This window comes from Verrucosispora sp. WMMD1129 (assembly GCF_029581255.1).
GTDB lineage: Bacteria > Actinomycetota > Actinomycetes > Mycobacteriales > Micromonosporaceae > Micromonospora > Micromonospora sediminimaris.
The window spans coordinates 4653148-4672162 of sequence record NZ_CP120741.1; the positions used below are offsets into that span (position 1 = coordinate 4653148).

At 71.1% G+C, this 19015-nt stretch carries 22 protein-coding genes; 14 read left to right on the forward strand and 8 right to left on the reverse strand.

The features are described 5' to 3' along the window. Window positions 1-442 precede the first annotated feature (442 nt). Window positions 443-1432: a sigma-70 family RNA polymerase sigma factor gene (locus tag O7624_RS21650; RefSeq protein ID WP_204010848.1), complete on the forward strand. Its 990-nt coding sequence runs from the start codon at window positions 443-445 to the stop codon at window positions 1430-1432. A gap of 104 nt (window positions 1433-1536) precedes the next feature. Here O7624_RS21650 and O7624_RS21655 read toward each other — a convergent pair whose 3' ends face one another. Then, entirely contained in the window at window positions 1537-2508 is a 972-nt protein-coding gene (locus tag O7624_RS21655; protein WP_282237052.1) for a C40 family peptidase, read from the reverse strand. 457 nt (window positions 2509-2965) lie between these two features. Here O7624_RS21655 and O7624_RS21660 point away from each other — a divergent pair, with 457 nt between their 5' ends. Continuing rightward, the gene (locus tag O7624_RS21660) at window positions 2966-3493 is read left to right on the forward strand and encodes a DUF6232 family protein (RefSeq protein ID WP_282237053.1); all 528 of its coding nucleotides are present in this window, start codon (window positions 2966-2968) and stop codon (window positions 3491-3493) included. A gap of 10 nt (window positions 3494-3503) precedes the next feature. Here O7624_RS21660 and O7624_RS21665 read toward each other — a convergent pair whose 3' ends face one another. Together O7624_RS21665 and O7624_RS21670 are read right to left on the reverse strand one after the other, a co-directional pair. Then, complete coding sequence (locus tag O7624_RS21665; RefSeq protein ID WP_282237054.1) at window positions 3504-3845, reverse strand: DUF3817 domain-containing protein; 342 nt, start codon at window positions 3843-3845, stop codon at window positions 3504-3506. A gap of 26 nt (window positions 3846-3871) precedes the next feature. Next, complete coding sequence (locus O7624_RS21670; RefSeq protein ID WP_282237055.1) at window positions 3872-4330, reverse strand: hypothetical protein; 459 nt, start codon at window positions 4328-4330, stop codon at window positions 3872-3874. Between the two features lie 120 nt (window positions 4331-4450). Here O7624_RS21670 and O7624_RS21675 point away from each other — a divergent pair, with 120 nt between their 5' ends. The 3 genes from O7624_RS21675 to O7624_RS21685 are packed head-to-tail and all read left to right on the forward strand — an operon-like array spanning window position 4451 to window position 5691. Then, window positions 4451-4774 carry a DUF6158 family protein gene (locus O7624_RS21675; protein WP_282237056.1) on the forward strand — a complete coding sequence of 108 codons (324 nt, stop codon included), beginning with the start codon at window positions 4451-4453 and terminating at the stop codon, window positions 4772-4774. Beyond that, on the forward strand, window positions 4774-5097 hold the full coding sequence (locus tag O7624_RS21680; RefSeq protein ID WP_093410506.1) for an SRPBCC family protein: 324 nt from the start codon (window positions 4774-4776) through the stop codon (window positions 5095-5097). Before O7624_RS21675 ends, O7624_RS21680 begins: the two co-directional genes overlap by 1 nt. Window positions 5098-5157: 60 nt before the next feature. Next, a complete protein-coding gene (locus O7624_RS21685; RefSeq protein ID WP_093410504.1) occupies window positions 5158-5691 on the forward strand; it encodes a DUF1360 domain-containing protein in 534 nt (177 codons plus the stop codon). A 143-nt stretch (window positions 5692-5834) separates the two neighbouring features. Here O7624_RS21685 and O7624_RS21690 read toward each other — a convergent pair whose 3' ends face one another. The 3 genes from O7624_RS21690 to O7624_RS21700 form a co-directional block, all read right to left on the reverse strand. Then, the gene (locus O7624_RS21690; RefSeq protein WP_093410663.1) at window positions 5835-6032 is read right to left on the reverse strand and encodes a hypothetical protein; all 198 of its coding nucleotides are present in this window, start codon (window positions 6030-6032) and stop codon (window positions 5835-5837) included. Window positions 6033-6069: 37 nt separating this feature from the next. Then, entirely contained in the window at window positions 6070-6279 is a 210-nt protein-coding gene (locus O7624_RS21695; RefSeq protein ID WP_093410661.1) for a hypothetical protein, read from the reverse strand. 296 nt (window positions 6280-6575) lie between these two features. Beyond that, complete coding sequence (locus O7624_RS21700; RefSeq protein WP_093410502.1) at window positions 6576-7676, reverse strand: 3-deoxy-7-phosphoheptulonate synthase; 1101 nt, start codon at window positions 7674-7676, stop codon at window positions 6576-6578. A gap of 303 nt (window positions 7677-7979) precedes the next feature. Between O7624_RS21700 and O7624_RS21705 the strand changes: the two genes are divergently transcribed. Then, on the forward strand, window positions 7980-9131 hold the full coding sequence (locus O7624_RS21705; protein ID WP_282237057.1) for an alkaline phosphatase PhoX: 1152 nt from the start codon (window positions 7980-7982) through the stop codon (window positions 9129-9131). A gap of 96 nt (window positions 9132-9227) precedes the next feature. Next, a complete protein-coding gene (locus O7624_RS21710) occupies window positions 9228-9443 on the forward strand; it encodes a hypothetical protein (protein WP_282237058.1) in 216 nt (71 codons plus the stop codon). On the opposite strand, the gene O7624_RS21715 is transcribed toward O7624_RS21710, so the two are convergent. Then, window positions 9410-10144, reverse strand: a complete 735-nt coding sequence (locus tag O7624_RS21715; protein ID WP_282237059.1) for a phosphodiesterase — start codon at window positions 10142-10144, stop codon at window positions 9410-9412. The genes O7624_RS21710 and O7624_RS21715 overlap by 34 nt on opposite strands. Before the next feature lie 153 nt (window positions 10145-10297). Between O7624_RS21715 and O7624_RS21720 the strand changes: the two genes are divergently transcribed. The 7 genes from O7624_RS21720 to O7624_RS21750 all read left to right on the forward strand — a co-directional run bounded on the left by O7624_RS21720 (window position 10298) and on the right by O7624_RS21750 (window position 18276). Then, window positions 10298-11590, forward strand: a complete 1293-nt coding sequence (locus O7624_RS21720; protein ID WP_282237060.1) for a pitrilysin family protein — start codon at window positions 10298-10300, stop codon at window positions 11588-11590. Window positions 11591-11613: 23 nt separating this feature from the next. Continuing rightward, window positions 11614-12966, forward strand: coding sequence for a pitrilysin family protein (locus O7624_RS21725; RefSeq protein ID WP_093410490.1), 1353 nt, complete (start codon window positions 11614-11616; stop codon window positions 12964-12966). Between the two features lie 220 nt (window positions 12967-13186). Further along, window positions 13187-14209, forward strand: a complete 1023-nt coding sequence (locus tag O7624_RS21730; protein ID WP_282237061.1) for an aspartate-semialdehyde dehydrogenase — start codon at window positions 13187-13189, stop codon at window positions 14207-14209. A gap of 149 nt (window positions 14210-14358) precedes the next feature. Further along, on the forward strand, window positions 14359-14775 hold the full coding sequence (locus O7624_RS21735) for a CBS domain-containing protein (protein ID WP_093410484.1): 417 nt from the start codon (window positions 14359-14361) through the stop codon (window positions 14773-14775). A 210-nt stretch (window positions 14776-14985) separates the two neighbouring features. Further along, the gene (locus O7624_RS21740; protein WP_093410482.1) at window positions 14986-15354 is read left to right on the forward strand and encodes an SCP2 sterol-binding domain-containing protein; all 369 of its coding nucleotides are present in this window, start codon (window positions 14986-14988) and stop codon (window positions 15352-15354) included. Further along, a complete protein-coding gene (locus O7624_RS21745) occupies window positions 15354-17414 on the forward strand; it encodes a glycogen debranching N-terminal domain-containing protein (protein WP_282237062.1) in 2061 nt (686 codons plus the stop codon). Before O7624_RS21740 ends, O7624_RS21745 begins: the two co-directional genes overlap by 1 nt. A gap of 112 nt (window positions 17415-17526) precedes the next feature. After that, window positions 17527-18276 carry a lysophospholipid acyltransferase family protein gene (locus tag O7624_RS21750; RefSeq protein ID WP_282237063.1) on the forward strand — a complete coding sequence of 250 codons (750 nt, stop codon included), beginning with the start codon at window positions 17527-17529 and terminating at the stop codon, window positions 18274-18276. Window positions 18277-18301: 25 nt separating this feature from the next. On the opposite strand, the gene O7624_RS21755 is transcribed toward O7624_RS21750, so the two are convergent. Next, the gene (locus O7624_RS21755) at window positions 18302-19003 is read right to left on the reverse strand and encodes a hypothetical protein (RefSeq protein ID WP_282237064.1); all 702 of its coding nucleotides are present in this window, start codon (window positions 19001-19003) and stop codon (window positions 18302-18304) included. Window positions 19004-19015: the final 12 nt, after the last annotated feature.

The following is a 19015-nucleotide window of genomic DNA, read 5'->3' on the forward strand; positions in this document are numbered from 1 at the left end:
GAACGCGGCGCTGGGTCAGGAACGCGACAGCCGGCCGGAGCCCTGGCCGCGGCGGGCATAGGACCGGGGCGCGGATTGTTCATCAGGGCGTGGGGTATTACCACCGGCGTGGATGAACCGAGCGGTCCACGTACGCGTATCAGGCAGTGACCAGGATCGCAGCACGCTGGTGACCCGGGTCGCTGTGCCTATCGGCCGGGCAGTGCTGCCATGGACCGGAACGGACGGTGATCCGTCGATCCGTCGACCTCACGGGGTTCCTGCCGACGACAGCCAGGCAGGGTGCTGACAGCAAACGTGGACGCTGCTCTCAGCTGATTATCAGGCATTCGTGACACTTTCGACCCACGACATGGAATCCCCGACACGTCTCATCTGTTGTGTAGATGTCAGCACCGATGGGCACAGCGGAGGTTACGGGGGAGGGCTGATGGGCGTGGGGATGGCAAGGAACCGGGCAACCGGCGCGAGCGAGGGGACCGTGGGCACCGTGGACAAGAACATCGGAATGCGAACTGACGAGGTCGCCGAGGAACGCGACCTGGTCGGAGTCTACCTGCACGAGATCTCCCGGACGCCGCTGCTGGACGCCGCCAAGGAGGTCGACCTCTCCAAGGCCATCGAGGCCGGCCTGTACGCCGAGCACCTGCTGGGCGAGGACCGCGTCCCCGACGGGGCGACCCGGGAGGAACTGGAACGGCTGATCGCCGACGGGGAGCGGGCCAAGGACCTGTTCATCCGGGCCAACCTGCGACTGGTCGTGTCGATCGCCCGACGTTACGTCCGCTCCGGCATGCCCATGTTGGACCTCATCCAGGAGGGCAACACCGGTCTGGTCCGGGCGGTCGAGAAGTTCGACTACGAGCGTGGCTACAAGTTCTCGACCTATGCGACGTGGTGGATCCGCCAGGCGATCAGCCGGGCGATCGCCCAGCAGGAGCGCACCGTGCGGCTGCCGGTGCACCTGGTGGAGGACGTCAACCGGATGCGTAACGTGGCCCGGCAGCTCACCCGTGAGCTGGGCGGCGACCCGGAGCCGGAGCAGATCGCGGCGGCGCTGGGGGTGACCGTCGAGCGGGTCAACGAACTGGTCCGCTGGTCGCAGGACACCGTGTCGCTGGACACGCCCGTCGGCGACGACGGCGACACCAACCTCGGTGACCTGGTCGCCGACAGCGACGCACCCTCCCCGGAGGAGATCGTGCTCACCGGGTTGGAGCGGCAGCGGATCGAAGGGCTGCTCAACCACCTGGATGACCGTTCGGCCGGCATCATGCGGGCCCGGTACGGGCTGGAGGACGGCCGGGAGCACTCGCTGACCGAGGTGGCTTCGCGGTTCTCCCTGTCCCGGGAACGGATCCGGCAGTTGGAGATCCAGGCGCTCGGCCGGCTCCGCGAGCTGGCCCGAGCGGAGGGCCTGCAAGCGGCCTGAGCAGGCGACAACAACGGCGAACGGCCGGCGTCTATCGGGACGCCGGCCGTTCGCCGTTCTTCGTTGTCGGACGCCGCCGACAACGGCACCTCACGACCGGTGGCTCAACGCACCCGACCGTAACCGTACGGTGACATCAGATCCACGGGTCGCTTCTCCACGTTGCGGCCGAAGGTCGGTGCGTGGATGACCTGCCCGTCGCCCACGTAGATGGCCACGTGGCCGAGGCTGCGGTAGAAGACGAGGTCGCCGGGGCGCAACTCGCCGCGACTGATGTGGGCCACCACGCCCCACTGCATTCGGGTGTTGTGCGGCAGGGATCGGCCTGCCGCCCGCCAGGCGGCCGAGGTCAGCCCGGAGCAGTCGTAGCTGCCCGGCCCGTCCTGGCCCCAGCCGTACGGCTTGCCCAGCGCGCCGTAGGCGTACCGGACGGCGACGCCGGCCTTGCCGGAGACGGCCGGCGCGTCCTGGGCGTTGCTGGCTCGGTTCGCCGGTCGTTCGGTTGCCCGGCCGTACGCCTCCCGGCGCATCTCGTAGAGCTTGGCGAGATCGCGCTCGATCCGTTTCTTCGCCGACGACAACTCGCGCGACTGCGCCGCCTGACGGCTGAGCGTGACGTCCAGCCGGGTCTTCTCGTCGAGCAGTCGCCGCTGGTCGGCGGTGTAGCTGGCGATGGTGGCCTGCCGTTGCCGGGTCAGGTGGTCAAGCGTGCCGAGCCGGTCCAGTACGGAGGTCGAGTCACCGCCGTGCAGCAACGCGTCGACGGTGCCGAGGTTGCCGGTCTTGTACGCGGTCACCGCCAACTCGCCGACGTCCGCCCGGCTCTGTTCGGCCTGCTGCTCCAGCGGGCCGATCCGGTCCTGCAACCGCTCCACCGCGGACCGGTTCTCCTTGATCTTCTCCCGCAGCTCGTTGTGGGCCTCCACCACACGTTCCAGCTCGACGGAGGCCTTCTCGATCCGCCGGGTCAGTTCGGCGGGGGAAGGTTCGGCCCGGGCCACCGTCGCCGGCACGAGCAGCGCCAGTGCGAGAGCGGCGACCGTCAGGGCGCGCGGCGTGTGCGTCAGGGACGACAAGAGCCCGAATGCTCCTCTCCCGGTGCCGGCGCGGGCGGCTGAGGCTCCGCGACGGCGACGGCCCGGTGCCGTCCTGGTGGACAGCGGCCGGCCGAGCCGACCTGCCCAACCTAGTACGGGACGGGAGTCATCCGCAGAGAAAGCCGGGACCACTGGGAGTGCTGTGGCGGAACACGCAGTGGCAATCAGCGTCAAGCAGGTTATCGGCGACATGTCGGACTGGTCGCTCCCGGCATATGACGTCGGATGCCGGGACGTTTTGACCGACAAGCCGGACTTGGTGGTCTCTTTCCGGCGACGGCGGTTGGTCGCAAGCCTCTGACCATCGGAAACGTCGCAGCCGGAGTGGCGCGCACGGCCCACAATGAATCGCGCGACCGGGATTCCCGCCAACCGGCGTCGATGTGCAGGGCCGACGGAGGCCAACCCGGTGCCACCAGCCGTGGGAGGAGGGGGCGTGAATCCTGATGGCGCGACAACGCGGACGCCACGAACACCCCGAGGCGCCGGCGCCGGGCCGACGTTGCTCTACGCCCGGCCCGGGATCATCGTCACGGTCGACCGGTTCACGGTCGGCCGCAGCACCTGGCGCGTCGCCGAGCTGACCCATCTGCACAGCACCCGGGGGCCGCACGACCGGGCGGCGACCCGGGCCGTGCTGGTCTCGACGGTGGTGATCGGCGGGGTGGGACTGCTGCTGGGGTTCACCGGAGGGCTGCAACGACTCACCGCCGGGGCGTACCTGCTGCTCGGTGCCGTGTTCCTGGTGCCGGTGCTGCTCGCGGCGGCGGGCGACCGCTGGCGGCCACCGGCGTACGAGCTGTGGGGCCGCCGGGCCGGTACCGACGAACTGCTGTTCAGCAGCGACGACGAGCAGCAGTTCGGCCAGGTGAGCCGGGCACTGCGTCGAGCCCGTGAGATGAACAGCTACGGCGGGTGGGAGGACCCGCTGGCCGGTGCCGACCCGTGGCGACCGCGACGGTGAGGGCGGGTCGCTAACCGGCGATCGGCTCGGGCGCCTGCGCCTGTTCCCGCTCCCGCTGCTCGGCGGTGACCAGCGCGCTCACCCGCCGCTCCGCCCAGAAGGAGACGAACGGCACGGTGCCGGCCAGCATCACCAGGACCATGCGCTTGAGTGGCCAGTCGGCCCGGCGGGACAGGTCGAACGCGGCGACCAGGTAAACCATGTAGAGGAAGCCGTGTGCCTGGCCCACGGTCTCCACCACGACCGGGTTGTCGAAGCCGTACTTCAGCGGCATGCCGATCACGACCAGCAGGATCAGCACCACGCCGACGACCCAGGCGATCACGCGGTAGCGGGTGAGGGCAGCGCGCACTTCTCGTCCGTCCTTCCGGGCCCGGCTCAGCCGGGATAGTCACCGGGCTTCGCGCCCGGATTGGCGTTCAACCATGACAGGTAGCGGTTGTAGGCGGCCAGGTCGGCGTCGTCCTCGCCGGGACCGGCGGGGACCCGGGCAACCCGCACCGGACGTCGGATCCCCGTCCGTGGCTGCTCGGCGTCGATCGCGTCGGGAGCGGTCACATCGTCGGGCCCGACGGCTTCGCCCGGCTGGCCGACGGACGCCGACGCGACCGTGTCCCCGGTCGGCGGTCCCGTGCGCAGCGCATGGCGTACCTCGCGCCACCAGACGAAGACCACGAAGCCCGCGAAGATCGGCCACTCCACCGCGTAACCCCAGCTGATGGCGTTGCCCGCGGCGGCCCGGCTGACCTGCCACCAACCGAGACCGAGAAAGGTGGTCACCAGCACGACCATGGCCACGTGGCGCGCGATCCACGCCGGGGTCCAGAGCCGCTTCATGCCACGAGGGTACCGAAACCGGCCGCCTTCTCCGACGCGGTGTCGTAGTGCGTCGTGGTTTGGCGACACCCGAGGCGGGCAACCGTACAGACGCCAGCCCAGGACGGACGAGGGGGCGAGATGACGGCATCGGGACGACAGGACGGATTTCCCGCCGGCGGTACGGAGGTGAGCCCCGAGCAGCGGATTCCCGAGTGGGGCGACGACCGGACACCGGCCCCCGCGCCCGAGGCCGACATGCTCGGCATCGATCCCGCCGAGCTGGGCGAGGCGGATCTCATTCGGGAGATGCAGAGCCTGCACCGCACCCGTCTGGACACGCTGCGCCACGCCACCGACTCGGCGCTCGCCAACCACCTGCGGCGTACCGCCGAGTTGGAGACCGAGTACCTCGCTCGCCACCCGGGGCGCGAGGTCGACCCGAGCCGGCTGCGGGACGCGTGATGGCGTACGCGGAACGGGGGGTGTCCGCGCCCCCGGAGGTCGTCTTCAACACGGCCACCGACCCCGACCGGATCTCCTCGTGGTTGCCGGAGCCGCTGCTGTCGAGTGAACCGGCCCGGGAGGGCGACGCCGGGCAACTGCGGGCGCGCTGGACGGCCCGTGGCGCCGACTGGTCGGCCGAGCTACAGGTGGAGCCGGTCGACGCTGGTGGTTCCCGGCTCCGGCTGGAACTCGGTGGCGGTGGCGGGGACGTCGACCGGCTCGCCGACGAGGCGCTGAACAGCCTTGCCCGCGAGGTGGCGGACAACCTGCAGGCCGGCTGACTCGATCGAACCCCCCGCCGGACTGCGGCGGATCGTAGCGTGACCCGAAGAGGAGGCCGGGTGAGCGACTTGAAGCAGAAGGTGGCGCGGTTGCGCCAGGCGTATGCGCCGCACGAGCACCGCCCGCTCGGTGGCTACCTGGCGGCGATGGGCACCTACGCCGGGGTGACCGGCGCGATCGCCGGCCTGGTGAAGGTGACCGGGCGGAGCGTGCCCGAGCGACCCGCCACGTCGGACGTGGTGCTGCTCGCCATCGCCACCCACAAGCTCAGCCGATTGCTGTCCAAGGATGCGGTGACCAGTCCGTTGCGGGCCCCCTTCACCCGCTACGACCGGCCGATCGGCAGCGGCGAGGTGATGGAGCAGGTACGCGACTCTGGCAGCTCCACCCGCCATGCGATCGGGGAACTGCTCAGTTGCCCGTTCTGCCTGGCCGTCTGGGTGGCCACCGGTCTCACCGGCGGGCTGGTGCTCGCGCCGCGACTGACCCGGCTCGTCGCCACGGCACTGACCGCGGTGGCCGCCTCCGACTTCCTGCAGATGGGCTACGCGGTGGCCCAGCAGGCGGCCGAGGGTGGCGACGAGAAGGATTGACGGTACGTACGACGCGGCCGACCCGGGAGACGGGTCGGCCGCGTCGTTGCTGCTGTCTGACCGGATGCCGGCGGCACGGCAGGTGACCTGGGGCTGCCTGCCTGGCCTACCTCGCGGGCGTCAACCAGCGGCAGAACCGCGATTCAGCGCTGCATTCCGGACCAGCCGCGCGGCGACTCCGGCTCCCGCTCGTCCTCGTCCGCGCCGGTGATGATGTCCCGGTCGACGGCGGTGCGGTCGTGCTCGTTGGCGAAGTCGGGTTCCGGCAGGGTGTCCGTCCCCTCCGGCGGCTGGCCGAGCGCGGGCGGATGGGGGTGCTGATCTTCCTCGCGCTGCGTCATCGTGTTCCTCTCCTCGTCGCCGGTCCCGGCCGGCTGATCAGCCCGCCGAGCCACCCAGCAGGTCGGTCACCTCGTCGACCGCGTACTCGCCCTGTGGCAACGCGTTGAGCCGGGACAGCAGCTGCGCCGGCAGCTCCGCGGCGACCGCGCGGCGGTAGATGTCCACCTGACTGATTCGCTCCTGACCGTGGTAGAGGTCGTCGAGCAGTTCGTCGAGCGGACGGGTGTCCACCTCCTCGGTCTCCACCTCGTCCCCGACTGCGGCAGCCGTGCCGGGCAGGTCGGTGGTGGGCGGATCGAGCGCGGCGGTGTCGACCACGGGCACGTCGGCCAGGATGCTGTCGGGCAGCCGAGCCTGCGTGGTGGGCGCCTCGGTCACGGGCACGTCATCGGTCACCCACCTGAGCTACCCGCCCCCACCCCACCAAAACACCCCACCCCCCACCCACCCATCCGCGTTGATCATGAGGTTGGCGGCACCGTGGAGATCGAACACAGTCGCTAACCTCATGATCAACACGGGTCGGCGGGGGCGGGGGGCGGTTAGGCGGGGGTGGGGAGGGAGGTAGTGGCGCGGCGGGCGCGGACGGCGGCGGCCAGTTCGGCGAGCACCTCGTCGGTGGTGTCCCAGCCGATGCAGGCGTCGGTGACCGACTGGCCGTAGGTGAGTTCGCGGGTGGGGTCGAGGTCCTGTCGACCCGGTACCAGGAAGCTCTCCAGCATGATCCCCACGATGCCTCGCTGACCGGCGGCGATCTGTGCGGCCACGTCGGCGGCAACCACGGGCTGGTTACGGTGGTCCTTGCCGCTGTTGGCGTGGCTGGCGTCCACCACCAGCCGTTCCGGCAGCCCTGCGGCGCGCAGCAGGTCCAGCGCACCGGCCACGGACGCGGCGTCGTAGTTCGGCCGGCCGCCGCCACCCCGCAACACCAGGTGGCCGTCGGCGTTGCCCCGGGTGTGCATGATCGCCGGGGTGCCGGAGACGTCGATGCCGGGGAAGACGTGCGGTACGCCGGCGGCCCGGATCGCGTCGACCGCGGTGCCGATGCTGCCGTCCGGACGGTTCTTCATGCCGATCGGCATGGACAGCCCGGAGGCAAGCTGACGGTGCACCTGGCTCTCCACGGTGCGCGCCCCGATCGCCCCCCACGCGACGGTGTCCGCGATGTACTGCGGGGTGATCGGGTCGAGGAACTCGCAACCCACCGGCAGGCCGAGACGCAGCACGTCGAGCAGCAGCGCCCGAGCTCGACGCAGACCCGTGTTGACGTCCCCGGAACCGTCCAGCCCCGGATCGTTGATCAGCCCCTTCCAGCCAACCGTTGAACGCGGCTTCTCGAAGTAGACCCGCATCACGACGAGCAGGTCCTCATCGACCCGCTCGGCCGCCGCGCGCAGCCGCTGCGCGTAGTCGAGGGCGGCGGCAGGATCGTGCACCGAGCAGGGCCCGACCACCACCAGCAGCCGGTCGTCGGTGCGGTCGAGCACCTGACCGACCGCCCGGCGGCCGGACAGCACGGCCGCCGTCAGGTCGTCGTCCAGGGGCAGTTCGTGCAGCAGCAGAGCTGGGGTGGTCAGCGGTACGACACGGTCGATCCGCTGGTCGATGACCCGGTGGTTCTCCGGGGTCGTCACGGTGGGCATCCTTCCGCCGACCGCACCCGGGGCCGGTGCCCGGGTCGAGCCGGCTGCTCGTACGCGAAAGGGCAGGAACGAAAGCTCCTGCCCGGCCGGCTCGACAACGGTGACGTCAGATCATGGTGAAGTCACCGGCCTGCGAGCCGGCTGGCTAAACCATCGATACGAGCGCGTCACGGCGGTAAGCGTACCCGACCGCGCCCGAGCGCTCATCCTCTCGTCGACAAAGCCTCGCCTCGCGTTCATCGGCACCGATGAAACTCCCGGTAACTCCAGCGCCACCCAACGCGGATCACCCGGAGGTCATCCATGGATCGTCGTACCGTCCTGCGCGCCACCGTCGCCGGTGGCGCCGCCGCCTTCTCCGGCAGCCTGTGGGCGGGCGCCGCCGTGGCCGCACCCGCTCAGCCCGGCCCCAGCCCCTACGGCTCGCTCCGGACCGCCGACGGCAACGGCATCCAGCTGCCCACCGGATTCACCAGCCGGGTGATCGCCCGGTCCCGCCAGACCGTCTCCGGGACGTCGTACACCTGGCACGACGCCCCCGACGGCGGTGCCTGCTTCGTCGCCGGCACCGGCTGGATCTACGTCTCGAACTCCGAGATCACCCCGGGCGGTGGCGCCTCGGCGGTGCGCTTCAACGCCGACGGCAGCATCGCGTCGGCGTACCGGATCCTCTCCAACACCAACCAGAACTGTGCCGGTGGCGCCACCCCGTGGGGCACCTGGCTCTCCTGCGAGGAGGTCAGCCGCGGATACGTCTACGAGACGTACCCGCAGGGCGGCACCGCCGCGGTGCGGCGGGCGGCGATGGGACGGTTCAAGCACGAGGCCGCCGCCTGCGACCCGGACCGTCGGGTGATCTACCTGACCGAGGACGAGAGCAACGGCTGCTTCTACCGGTTCCGACCGAACAGTTGGGGCAATCTTGCCGCCGGCACCCTGGAGGTGTTGGTCGCGGGGAGCGCCACCAGCGGCCCGGTGACCTGGGCGCGAGTGCCGGACCCGGACGGGTCGCCGACGCTGACCCGCAGCCAGGTCTCCGGTGCCAAGCGGTTCAACGGTGGCGAGGGCTGCTGGTACGACGACGGCACCTGCTGGTTCACCACCAAGGGCGACAACCGGGTCTGGGCGTACGACGCGGTCAACCAGCGAATCGATCTGGCGTACGACGACTCGCTGGTCTCCGGCGCCGCGCCGCTGACCGGGGTGGACAACATCACCGGTGCCGGCTCGGGTGACCTCTACGTGGCCGAGGACGGCGGCAACATGGAGATCAACGTCATCACTCCCGCCGGGGTGGTCGCGCCGTTCCTGCGGATCACCGGGCAGTCCTCCTCGGAGATCTGTGGGCCGGCCTTCTCGCCGGACGGCACCCGGTTCTACTTCTCGTCGCAGCGCGGCACCTCCGGCTCCTCATCCGGCGGCATCACCTACGAGGTGCGTGGCCCGTTCCGCTGAGCCCAGCTTGGCGTCGTGGCAGGGCGCCTTCGTCGTTGAGGAGGAGCCCTGCCCGCCCCCGAGTGCGGGAGACGGGGGCGGGGTATGAGGAGCGGCATGACTGACGAGCGAAGCGACCAGGAGCGGGTAGAGTCCCGCGCCCACCTGCTACCGGAAGAGGCAGCGGCCGGCAGCGACGACGCGCATGCCCAGGCCGACGCGATCCTGACCGAGTCCGACGCCCGGGAAGCCGACCAGAACGCCGCCCCCGACACGGTGCTGGAGCGGCGTACGTCGGATCAGACCGTCAACCCCGTCGAACCGCCGGACTGAGCGCTGGCGCCACGCCCTCGACGGGATCCTCGGTAGGTGTGCTGGCGCAGCCAGGCCAGGGGCCCGGTCAACCGCAGTTCCTCCGGGAGGTTGCCCACCGGGTCGAAGGCCAGCGCGGCGTCCTCCCGCGCGCCGAGCTGATCGCCGATGGTGACCTGCCCGAACGGCCGCCACGGTCCGACGGCGGAGGCGACGGCGAGGACCAGCCCGGGCCGGCCGGCCGCCACCGCGGTGGACAGGCCGGACAGGTCGTGGCCCAGGTCGGGTGATTCCGGGTCGGCCAGCGCGGCCAACCAGAGCCGCCGCCGGCCGGCCCGGTACGACATGACCGAGCTGTACGTGCCGGTGAACCGACGTCGGGGCAGGGGCAGGTGTCGCAGCACCGGCGCGGCGGCGCTGGAGCTGACCAGCAGATCGAACGGTCTTCCGGCCTGGTGGTGTATCCGCACCGCCAGGCCGAGCACGTCGGGCCAGGCGTCCGGGGTGGGCGTTCCCTTGGAGAGGCGGACGGTGGCCGGGTAGTGACCGGGCCGGTCGAGCAGTCGGACGCCGGTCGGCGGGCCGGCCGTACCCCAGACCAGCACCTCGCCGGCGAAGGACCGGCCGGCCGGGTGCAGCATCCGTCCCCGGCGCAGCCGGGCCAGGGCCCGGGCCGCTCGTTCGGCGATGGCGGCGGGCTGCGGCCAGGTAATCGTCGGCATGCCTTCCGCATACCCAGGGCCGTACCGTCGATGCCGTCTTCCGGCACTGCCGCCTGACGTGCGGTCGTCGCGGCACGGGCCCGCCCGTCGGCGCGGCTCGCCGGTGGGTGTCCCGTGGCCTGCCCGGGCGAAAGATCGGATAGCGTCGGTGCCATGCCCGACAGCGGTTACCCCTGGCCGATCTCGACGACCCGACTGGACAATGGCCTGCGCGTGGTGGTCAGCGAGGACCGCACCGCCCCGGCGGTCGCGGTCAACCTCTGGTACGACGTGGGTTCCCGGCACGAGCCGGCCGGTCAGACCGGCTTCGCCCATCTCTTCGAGCACCTGATGTTCGAGGGCTCCACGCACGTTGCGAAGACCGAGCACATGAAGCTGGTCCAGGGGGCCGGCGGCTCACTCAACGCCACCACCAACCCGGACCGCACCAACTACTTCGAGACGGTCCCGGCGGAGCACCTTGAGTTGGCGCTCTGGTTGGAGGCCGACCGGATGGGCGGGCTGGTGCCGGCGCTGACCCAGGAGACGCTGGACAACCAGCGGGACGTGGTCAAGAACGAGCGGCGGCAGCGCTACGAGAACGTGCCGTACGGGGACGCCTGGCTGCGGCTGCTGCCGCTGCTCTATCCGCCGGGTCACCCGTATCATCACGCCACCATCGGGTCGATGGCCGATCTGAACGCCGCCGACCTGGCCACCTTCCAGGCGTTCCACCGGACGTACTACGCGCCGAACAACGCCGTGCTCACCGTGGTCGGTGACACCACAGTCGACGAGGTCGTCAGCCTGGCCGAGCGGTACTTCGGCGGGATCCCGCCCCGGCCGGACATCCCTCCGGCGCCCGACGGCCGGGTCGTGCCGGCCACCGGAGTGCCCGCCGAGGAGACGGTGGTCACCGAGGTGCCGGCGCCCCGCGTGTACGTCGCGCATCGCACCCACCCGTTCGGCAGCCCCGGGTACGACGTGGTGACGGTGCTGGCCACCGTGCTCGGCAGCGGTCGGGGCAGTCGGCTCTACCAGCGGCTCGCCGACGGTGAACGGATCGCCCAGCCCGATCTGGTCGGGGCGTACGGGGTGGACCTGGCGCACGCCCCGGCACCGCTGATCGCCACCGCGACCGCCCGCCCGGGGGTCAGCGGTGAGCGGTTGGCCGCCGGGCTCGCCGAGGTGGTCGACGAACTGGTGACCGTGCCGGTCACCGCCGCCGAACTGGACCGCGCCAAGGCATTGCTGACCACCGCGTGGTGGCGGCAGATGTCCACGGTGGACGGTCGGGCGGACGCGCTGAGCCGGTACACCACCCAGTTCGGTGACCCGGCCACGGTGTCCGAGCGGTTACCGGCCTGGCTCGCGGTGACCGCCGAGGAGATCGCCGAGGTGGCGGCCGACACGCTCGCCGCCGCCGACCGGGCCACCCTGACCTACCTTCCCGAGGAGAAGCTGTGAGCGCGAGCAGTGAGCGGCCCTCAGTGACCCTGATCGCTGACCGGCCCGGCCCGGGCGCGGCCCGCCCGTACCGTTTCCCCCAGGTGGTCCGCCGCACCGTCGCCGGTGGCGACGTCGTCGCCGCGCACCTGCCCGGCCAGAACCTCGCCGTGGCGATGCTGCTGCTGGACGCGGGCGCCGGCCGTGAACCGGTGGGTCGCGAGGGACTCGGCGGGGTGTTGGCCAAGGCACTGGAGGAGGGCACCACCCAGCGCGACGCCACCGCGTACGCGCTGGCCATCGAGGCGCTCGGCACCGAGTTGGTGACCGGGCTGGACTGGGACACCTTCCAGGCGAGCGTGCAGGTGCCGGTGGGCCGGCTGGGCGCGGCGGTGGAACTGCTCGCCGAGGCGGTGCGCACCCCGAGGCTGGACCCGGACGACGTCCGGCGGGTCCGCGACGACGAGGTGACCGCGCTACGGATGGACTGGGCGAATCCGGGACCTCGGGCCGACGCGGCGTTGCGCGCCGACCTGTTCGGCGCCGGCAACCGTTGGGGCCGCCCGATGTACGGCGACCCCGACTCGGTGGCCGGTCTGGACGTGGAGGACGTCACCGTCTTCCACTCGGAGTGGTTCATCCGTCCGGGCACTCTCGTCGTCGCCGGCGATCTGGACCGGCTCGACCTGGACGCCCTCGCGGCCACGGCGTTCACCGGCACCGGCGGCGGGCCGGTTGACCGGGGCGTACCGATCGACGTGCCGGTGCGTGCCGAGCGGCGGATCATCCTTGTCGACCGGCCCGGATCGGTGCAGTCCACGCTGCGGCTCGGCCATCCCGGACCACACCGGGCGCACCCGGACCATGTGCCGATCGCGCTTGCCGGCACCGTGCTCGGCGGAGCGTTCACCTCCCGGCTGAACCACCTCATCCGGGAGGTGCGCGGTTACACGTACGGCATCCGGGGCGACTTCGCCTCGTCCCGTCGGTTCGGTCGGTTCGCGGTCAGCTCCGGCGTGCAGACCGCCGTCACCGCACCGGCGCTCGTCGAGGCGGTCGGGGAGATCGCGCGTACCCAGGCCGGTGGGGTGACCGAGGACGAGCTCGCGGTGGCCCGGTCCTGGCGAGCGGGCCAGCTCTCGGTCGAGTTGCAGAGCCCACGGGCCATCGCCGGGGCGCTGAGCACGCTTGTGGTGCACGACCTGCCGGACGACTACCACGCCCGGTTGCGGGAGGAACTGCTCGGTGCCCAGGTGGCCCAGGTCTCGGCGGCTGCCGCCACGCACCTGCGTCCGGAGTCGCTGACCCTGGTGGTGGAGGGCGATGCCGCGGTGATCAGGGACGAGCTGGTGGCCACCGGTCTCGGCGAGCTGATCGACCACCCGCCGGCGGGTTGATCGACGAGCCCACCGGCCGGGATTGTGACGTCGGTCGCGGCGTCGGCGGTCCGGGCTGAGATGCTGCGGTCGGCAACGGTGGTGCGGCGGTGTTCTTCCGGCGGAACCGGCCGGCGGGTGGTGACTGTCCCGGCCCGAACGGGCTCGGCCCGGCCGGGGGGATCCCCGGCGGTGGGAAAGCATTCCCGGTACGGGCACCGGGCTGGGTAGCCTCGCGGGCATGAGGATCGGCATTGTGGGAGCCACCGGCCAGGTCGGTGGCGTGATGCGGCAGGTGCTGGCGGAGCGGAACTTCCCGGCGGAGCAGGTAAGGCTGTTCGCCTCGGCGCGCTCGGCCGGGCGTACGCTGCCCTGGCGCGGCGAGGAGATCACCGTCGAGGACGCCGCCACCGCGGACTACTCCGGGCTGGACATCGTGCTCTTCTCAGCCGGCAAGGGTTCCGCAAAGGAGTTGGCGCCTCGGGTCGCCGCCGCGGGTGCGGTCGTCATCGACAACTCCTCGGCGTTCCGGATGGACCCGCAGGTGCCGTTGGTCGTCGCCGAGGTCAACCCGCACGCCGCCACCGACCGGCCCAAGGGCATCATCGCCAACCCGAACTGCACCACCATGGCCGCCATGCCGGTGCTGCGTCCGCTGCACGCCGAGGCGGAACTGGTCGCCCTGGTCGTCGCCACCTACCAGGCGGTCTCCGGTGCCGGCCTGGCCGGCGTCGCCGAGCTGGACGAGCAGGTCCGCAAGGTGGCCGAGACCGCCACCGGGCTCACCTTCGACGGCGGCGCGGTGGACTTTCCCGCCCCCCGTTCGTTCGCTCAGCCGATCGCCTTCAACGTGCTGCCGCTGGCCGGCTCGATCGTCGACGACGGGTCGGCGGAGACCGACGAGGAGCAGAAGCTTCGCAACGAGAGCCGCAAGATCCTGGAGATCCCCGACCTGAAGGTCTCCGGCACCTGCGTACGGGTTCCGGTCTTCACCGGTCACTCGCTCCAGATCAACGCCCGGTTCGCCCGGCCGATCAGCCCGCAGCGGGCGTACGAGCTGCTCACCGACGCGCCCGGCGTCGCGCTCTCCGACGTGCCGACCCCGTTGCGGGCGGCCGGGCAGGATCCGACGTTCGTCGGCCGGATCCGCGCCGACGAGACCGCTGAGCACGGCCTGGCGCTGTTCTGCTCCAACGACAACCTGCGCAAGGGCGCGGCACTCAACGCCGTGCAGCTTGCCGAGCTGGTTGCCGCCGAGGGCTGAACCACACCGACACCGGGCCCGGCCTTCGCCGGTCGTGGCAGCCGACCGAGGCGCGGCTGAGCGTGCGACACCCGCGCGGTGACCGGCCACGTTACTGGCTGCGGCCGTCGGGTAGACCCCTGGCTGCCCGACACCCAGAGGGAGGCGCCATGACAACGGTCGGAGAGTTCATGACGACCCGGTTGGTGACCATGGACGGCAACGCCACGCTCGTCGCGGCGGCCCAGGAGATGCGCGACTCCGCGATCGGTGACGTGGTGGTGACCGACGGAGACAACGTGGTCGGCATCGTCACGGACCGGGACATCACGGTCCGAGGCGTGGCCGAGAGCATGGACCCGGACACCACCCGGCTGAACCAGATCACCACCAAGGACGTGGTTACGGTGAGTCAGTACGACGACGCCGTCGCCGCCGCCGACCTGATGCGGACGTACGCCGTGCGGCGGCTGCCCGTGGTGGAGGACGGCCGGCTGATCGGCCTGGTGTCCATGGGCGACCTGGCGGTCGAGCGGGAGCCCCAGTCGGTGCTGGCCGACATTAGCGCGGACGATCCCAACAACTGATCGCCTCCACCAACCGAAGCCGGTTCTCGAGCCATCGGGAGCCGGCTTCGCGCGGTTCGACGCCGCGCGTCCGCCCCGCACCCGGGAACTCGCCGTGGCCGCTTACCGGGTCCACCGGGCCACGCGGTCTCACCCCAAGCGGGTGAGGTTGAGCCACCGGGCGTCGGGGACCCCTCCTGCGGGACATGAGCGACCGGGAGGAGGGGCCCGATGGCGGACGCGACCACGCGGTTTTTCGAGGACCTCGACCAGCAGGGGTACGAACCTCTGCTGGCGAAGATTTCCGGAGCCCTGCGCTTCGACCTGCACGAGGGACCGCAGACCACCCACTGGCTGATGCGGATCGACCGGGGAAACATCCAGGTCAGCCGGCAGGACATGGAGGCCGACACAGTGGTCGGCACCAGCCCCGCCCTCTTCGAGGAGCTGGTCACCGGCCGGGAGAACGGGCTGGCGGCGCTGCTCCGGGGGGACATGACGGTCACCGGTGACGCCCGCCTGGTGGTGCAGGTCGAACGGATCTTCCCCAGCTCGCCGCACGCCAGGGGACCGCAGCGCTACCGGAAGGGGGTGAAGTGATGGCGCCCAGCCACACCGTGCGGATCCTCGACGGCAACAACTTCGTCGTCAGCGAGGCGACCGGGGACATCGAGGCGACACCTACCGAACCGACGGGACTGTTCTCCATCGACACCCGCTTTCTCTCCAAGTGGGTGCTCACGATCAACGGTGAGCGGCTGAACGCCCTCTCCTACGACGACCTCCAGTACTACGAGTCGCGCTTCTTCCTGGTGCCCGGGCTGGCCACGCACTACGTGGACGCGAAACTGTCGATCATCCGGGAGCGGGCGGTCGGTGGGAGCTTCCGGGAGGACATCACCATCCTCAACCACGACGAGAAGGCGGTCGACCTGGAGATCCGGATGGATGCCGGCTGCGACTTCGCCGACCTGTTCGAGGTCAAGGACGAGATCCTCAACAAAAAGGGTGAAATCTACTGTGAGGCCGAGCCGGACCGGCTGCGCCTGGGCTACCGGCGCGGCAACTTCAAGCGCGAAACGATCATCTCGTCCTCCGCGCCGGCCCGGTACGACCGCAACGGCTTCGCGTACTCCATCCACCTGGAACCGAACGAGCAGTGGGACACCCGCATCGACGTGCAGACCCTGGCGGTCGGCCCGGGCGGTCGGGACCTGCGTCTCGGATTGCAGACGCACGGCACCGAACGGCTCGCCCTGCAACACGACCTGGAGGAGTGGATCGCCAAGGCGCCGACGGTGAACAGCGAGCACGACAGTTTGTCCGCGACGTACCGCAAGTGCATCGTCGATCTGGCGGCGTTGCGCTTCTCACCGCTGTCGCTTGGCGGTCAGACCCTGCCGGCCGCCGGTCTGCCCTGGTTCATGACCATGTTCGGCCGGGACAGCATCCTGACCTGTCTGCAGACGCTGCCGTTCACACCGCAGCTGAGCGCGACGACGCTGCGGATCCTCGCGGCCCTGCAGGGCACCCGGTTCGACGACTTCCGGGAGGAGGACCCCGGCCGGATCCTGCACGAGATGCGGTACGGCGAGAGCGCCGCGTTCGAGGAGCAACCGCACTCGCCGTACTACGGAGCGGTCGACTCCACCCCGCTGTTCGTGGTGCTGCTCGACGAGTACGAGCAGTGGAGCGGCGACGGCGCGCTGGTCAAGGAGTTGGAGCAGGAGTGCCGCCGGGCCTTCAAGTGGATCGACGACTACGCCGACCTGGTCGGCAACGGCTACATCTGGTACGAGCGGCGCAACACCGACACCGGCCTGGAGAACCAGTGCTGGAAGGACTCCTGGGACTCCATCTCCTACCGCGACGGCACCCTGCCGCCGTTTCCCCGGGCCACCTGCGAGGTACAGGGGTACGCGTACGACGCGAAGATGCGCGGCGCGCGGCTGGCCCGTGAGTTCTGGGACGACCCGGCGTACGCCGACCAGCTGGAGCGGGAGGCCGCAGCCCTGAAGGAACGGTTCAACCGGGACTGGTGGGTCGAGGACGGCGGCTACTACGCGCTCGCGCTGGATCCGGACGGACGACAGTGCGACGTGCTCAGCTCCAACATCGGCCACCTGCTCTGGAGCGGCATCGTCGACGACGACCGGGCCGAGCAGATCGCCAACCACCTGGTCGGGCCGCGGCTGTTCACCGGCTGGGGGGTGCGGACCCTGGCCGAGGGCGAGGTGCGCTACAACCCCATCGGCTACCACAACGGCACCGTCTGGCCCTTCGACACCTCGTTCTGTGCCTGGGGTCTGCGCCGGTACGGCTTCGCCGAGGAGGCCGCAATGATCGCCAACGGCATCCTGGACGCCGCCCGGTACTTCGACGGCCGGTTGCCGGAGGCGTTCGGCGGTTATCCGCGTGAGCAGACGAAGTTCCCGGTTGAGTACCCGACGGCGTGCAGTCCGCAGGCGTGGTCGACGGGGGCTCCGCTGCTGTTGCTGCGTACGATGCTCGGCCTGGAGCCACACGAGGGGCACCTGGCGGTCGAGCCGCGACTGCCCGTCGGCATGGGCCGGATCGAGGTGCTGGACATCCCCGGCCGCTGGGGCCGGGTGGACGCCTTCGCCCGTGGCCGGGTCGACCTGCACTCGCTGGCCGGGTGACAGGCGTGGCCGGGTTGCCCAATCGGGCGACGGGCGACCCGGCCACGCCCCGGCAGGTCGTGGCGACCACCGTCCCTACCGGTGCGTAACCTACCCAAGGTAAAGTTCCGGGATGCCGGAACTCGTGTATCCGCCCGTCATCGCCGCAGCCAAGACGATGTTCCGGGTCCTCGACCTGAAGCTCACCGTCGAGGGCGATCATCACGTTCCCCGTGCCGGGGGAGCGGTGCTGGCCAGCAACCACGTGAGTTACCTCGACTTCATCTTCTGCGGCCTGGGCGCCCTGGAGTCCCGACGTCTCGTCCGCTTCATGGCCAAGGACTCGGTGTTCCGGCACCGGGTGTCCGGGCCCTTGATGCGAGGCATGCGACACATCCCGGTGGACCGGCGTGCCGGCGCCGACTCGTACGCCGCCGCCGTGGCGGCGCTGCGCTCGGGGGAGGTGGTCGGTGTGTTCCCCGAGGCGACGATCAGCCGCTCCTTCACCGTCAAGGAACTCAAGAGCGGGGCCACCCGGATGGCCCACGAGGCGCAGGTACCGGTGCTGCCGGTCGCGCTCTGGGGCACCCAGCGGCTGTGGACGAAGGGGCATCCGCGTACGCTCACCCGCCGGCACACCCCGATCACCATTCTGGTCGGCGAGCCGATGGATCCGGCCGCGTACCCGGACCCCGCCGCGATGACCGAGGAACTGCGTATCCGACTGACCGCGCTTGTCGACCGGGCTCAGCGGGAGTACCCGGACCAGCCCGCCACGCCAGCGGACGGGTGGTGGCTGCCGGCGCATCTCGGTGGCAGCGCGCCTACCCCACAGGAGGCCGCCGCGCTCGACGCCGACGACCGGCGCTCCACGACCCGCTGACCACCGGTCCGACCGTCGCAGGGGCCTACCGCTGGCCGGACGCCGCGTCGTACGGCGGCGCGTCGGCCTGCCTCGGCCGGTAGTAGTCGTCCCGGGAGTGGAACTCCACCGGCAGGGCGCCAGGCAGCAGCACCCGCCCCGCGCCGCTCAACGACGCGGTCCGGGTCAGGCGGGCGAGCGCGTCCCGCTCGGGCGGGGACAGGTCCACCAGCTCCGGCCGGACCAGCCGGAACGTGGCGATTGCGTGGCGCAGCTGTCGGGCGAGCGCGCCGATCCGGTCGTCGGGACCGACCAGGGCGAGTGCCGGCTGCCGGATCGTACGCAACGCGTCGCAGACCACCAGCAAGGTCGCCGGGTCGCCGCCGGCAGCAGGCAGCAATTCCAGCCGGGACGGCCACTGCCAGCGGATCTGCCCGCTGACCAGCCCGGGCGGCCGGGCCGCCCCGCGCTGTCCGGGGCCCACGAGGGCGAGCTGAGTGCCGGCGCCGACGTACGTCAGCCGGTGATCGGTGACGGTGAGGGCGACCGGGGCGGGCAGCGCCCAGGCCCGGTGGGCGTCGCTCGGACCGAGAAGGTATCCGGCCACGTCCACCCGATGGCGGTCGAGCACGTGCTCGCCGAAATCCGGCACCAACTCGTGCCGCCGGTCCAGCACCGGGCCCGTGCCGTCGTCCACCGCGTCGAACCGGTGCGGTGCGATGAAGAACGGGGAGACGTCATCGTGCATCGTCGCGACCTC

Coding starts and splice junctions, on each gene's coding strand:
- O7624_RS21650 (WP_204010848.1), top strand. CDS start 443: ATGGCAAGGAACCGGGCAACCGGCGCGAGCGAGGGGACCGTGGGCACC.
- O7624_RS21670 (WP_282237055.1), bottom strand. CDS start 4,330: ATGAAGCGGCTCTGGACCCCGGCGTGGATCGCGCGCCACGTGGCCATG.
- O7624_RS21675 (WP_282237056.1), top strand. CDS start 4,451: ATGACGGCATCGGGACGACAGGACGGATTTCCCGCCGGCGGTACGGAG.
- O7624_RS21680 (WP_093410506.1), top strand. CDS start 4,774: ATGGCGTACGCGGAACGGGGGGTGTCCGCGCCCCCGGAGGTCGTCTTC.
- O7624_RS21690 (WP_093410663.1), bottom strand. CDS start 6,032: ATGACGCAGCGCGAGGAAGATCAGCACCCCCATCCGCCCGCGCTCGGC.
- O7624_RS21700 (WP_093410502.1), bottom strand. CDS start 7,676: ATGCCCACCGTGACGACCCCGGAGAACCACCGGGTCATCGACCAGCGG.
- O7624_RS21705 (WP_282237057.1), top strand. CDS start 7,980: ATGGATCGTCGTACCGTCCTGCGCGCCACCGTCGCCGGTGGCGCCGCC.
- O7624_RS21710 (WP_282237058.1), top strand. CDS start 9,228: ATGACTGACGAGCGAAGCGACCAGGAGCGGGTAGAGTCCCGCGCCCAC.
- O7624_RS21715 (WP_282237059.1), bottom strand. CDS start 10,144: ATGCCGACGATTACCTGGCCGCAGCCCGCCGCCATCGCCGAACGAGCG.
- O7624_RS21720 (WP_282237060.1), top strand. CDS start 10,298: ATGCCCGACAGCGGTTACCCCTGGCCGATCTCGACGACCCGACTGGAC.
- O7624_RS21730 (WP_282237061.1), top strand. CDS start 13,187: ATGAGGATCGGCATTGTGGGAGCCACCGGCCAGGTCGGTGGCGTGATG.
- O7624_RS21735 (WP_093410484.1), top strand. CDS start 14,359: ATGACAACGGTCGGAGAGTTCATGACGACCCGGTTGGTGACCATGGAC.
- O7624_RS21740 (WP_093410482.1), top strand. CDS start 14,986: ATGGCGGACGCGACCACGCGGTTTTTCGAGGACCTCGACCAGCAGGGG.
- O7624_RS21745 (WP_282237062.1), top strand. CDS start 15,354: ATGGCGCCCAGCCACACCGTGCGGATCCTCGACGGCAACAACTTCGTC.
- O7624_RS21750 (WP_282237063.1), top strand. CDS start 17,527: ATGCCGGAACTCGTGTATCCGCCCGTCATCGCCGCAGCCAAGACGATG.
- O7624_RS21755 (WP_282237064.1), bottom strand. CDS start 19,003: ATGCACGATGACGTCTCCCCGTTCTTCATCGCACCGCACCGGTTCGAC.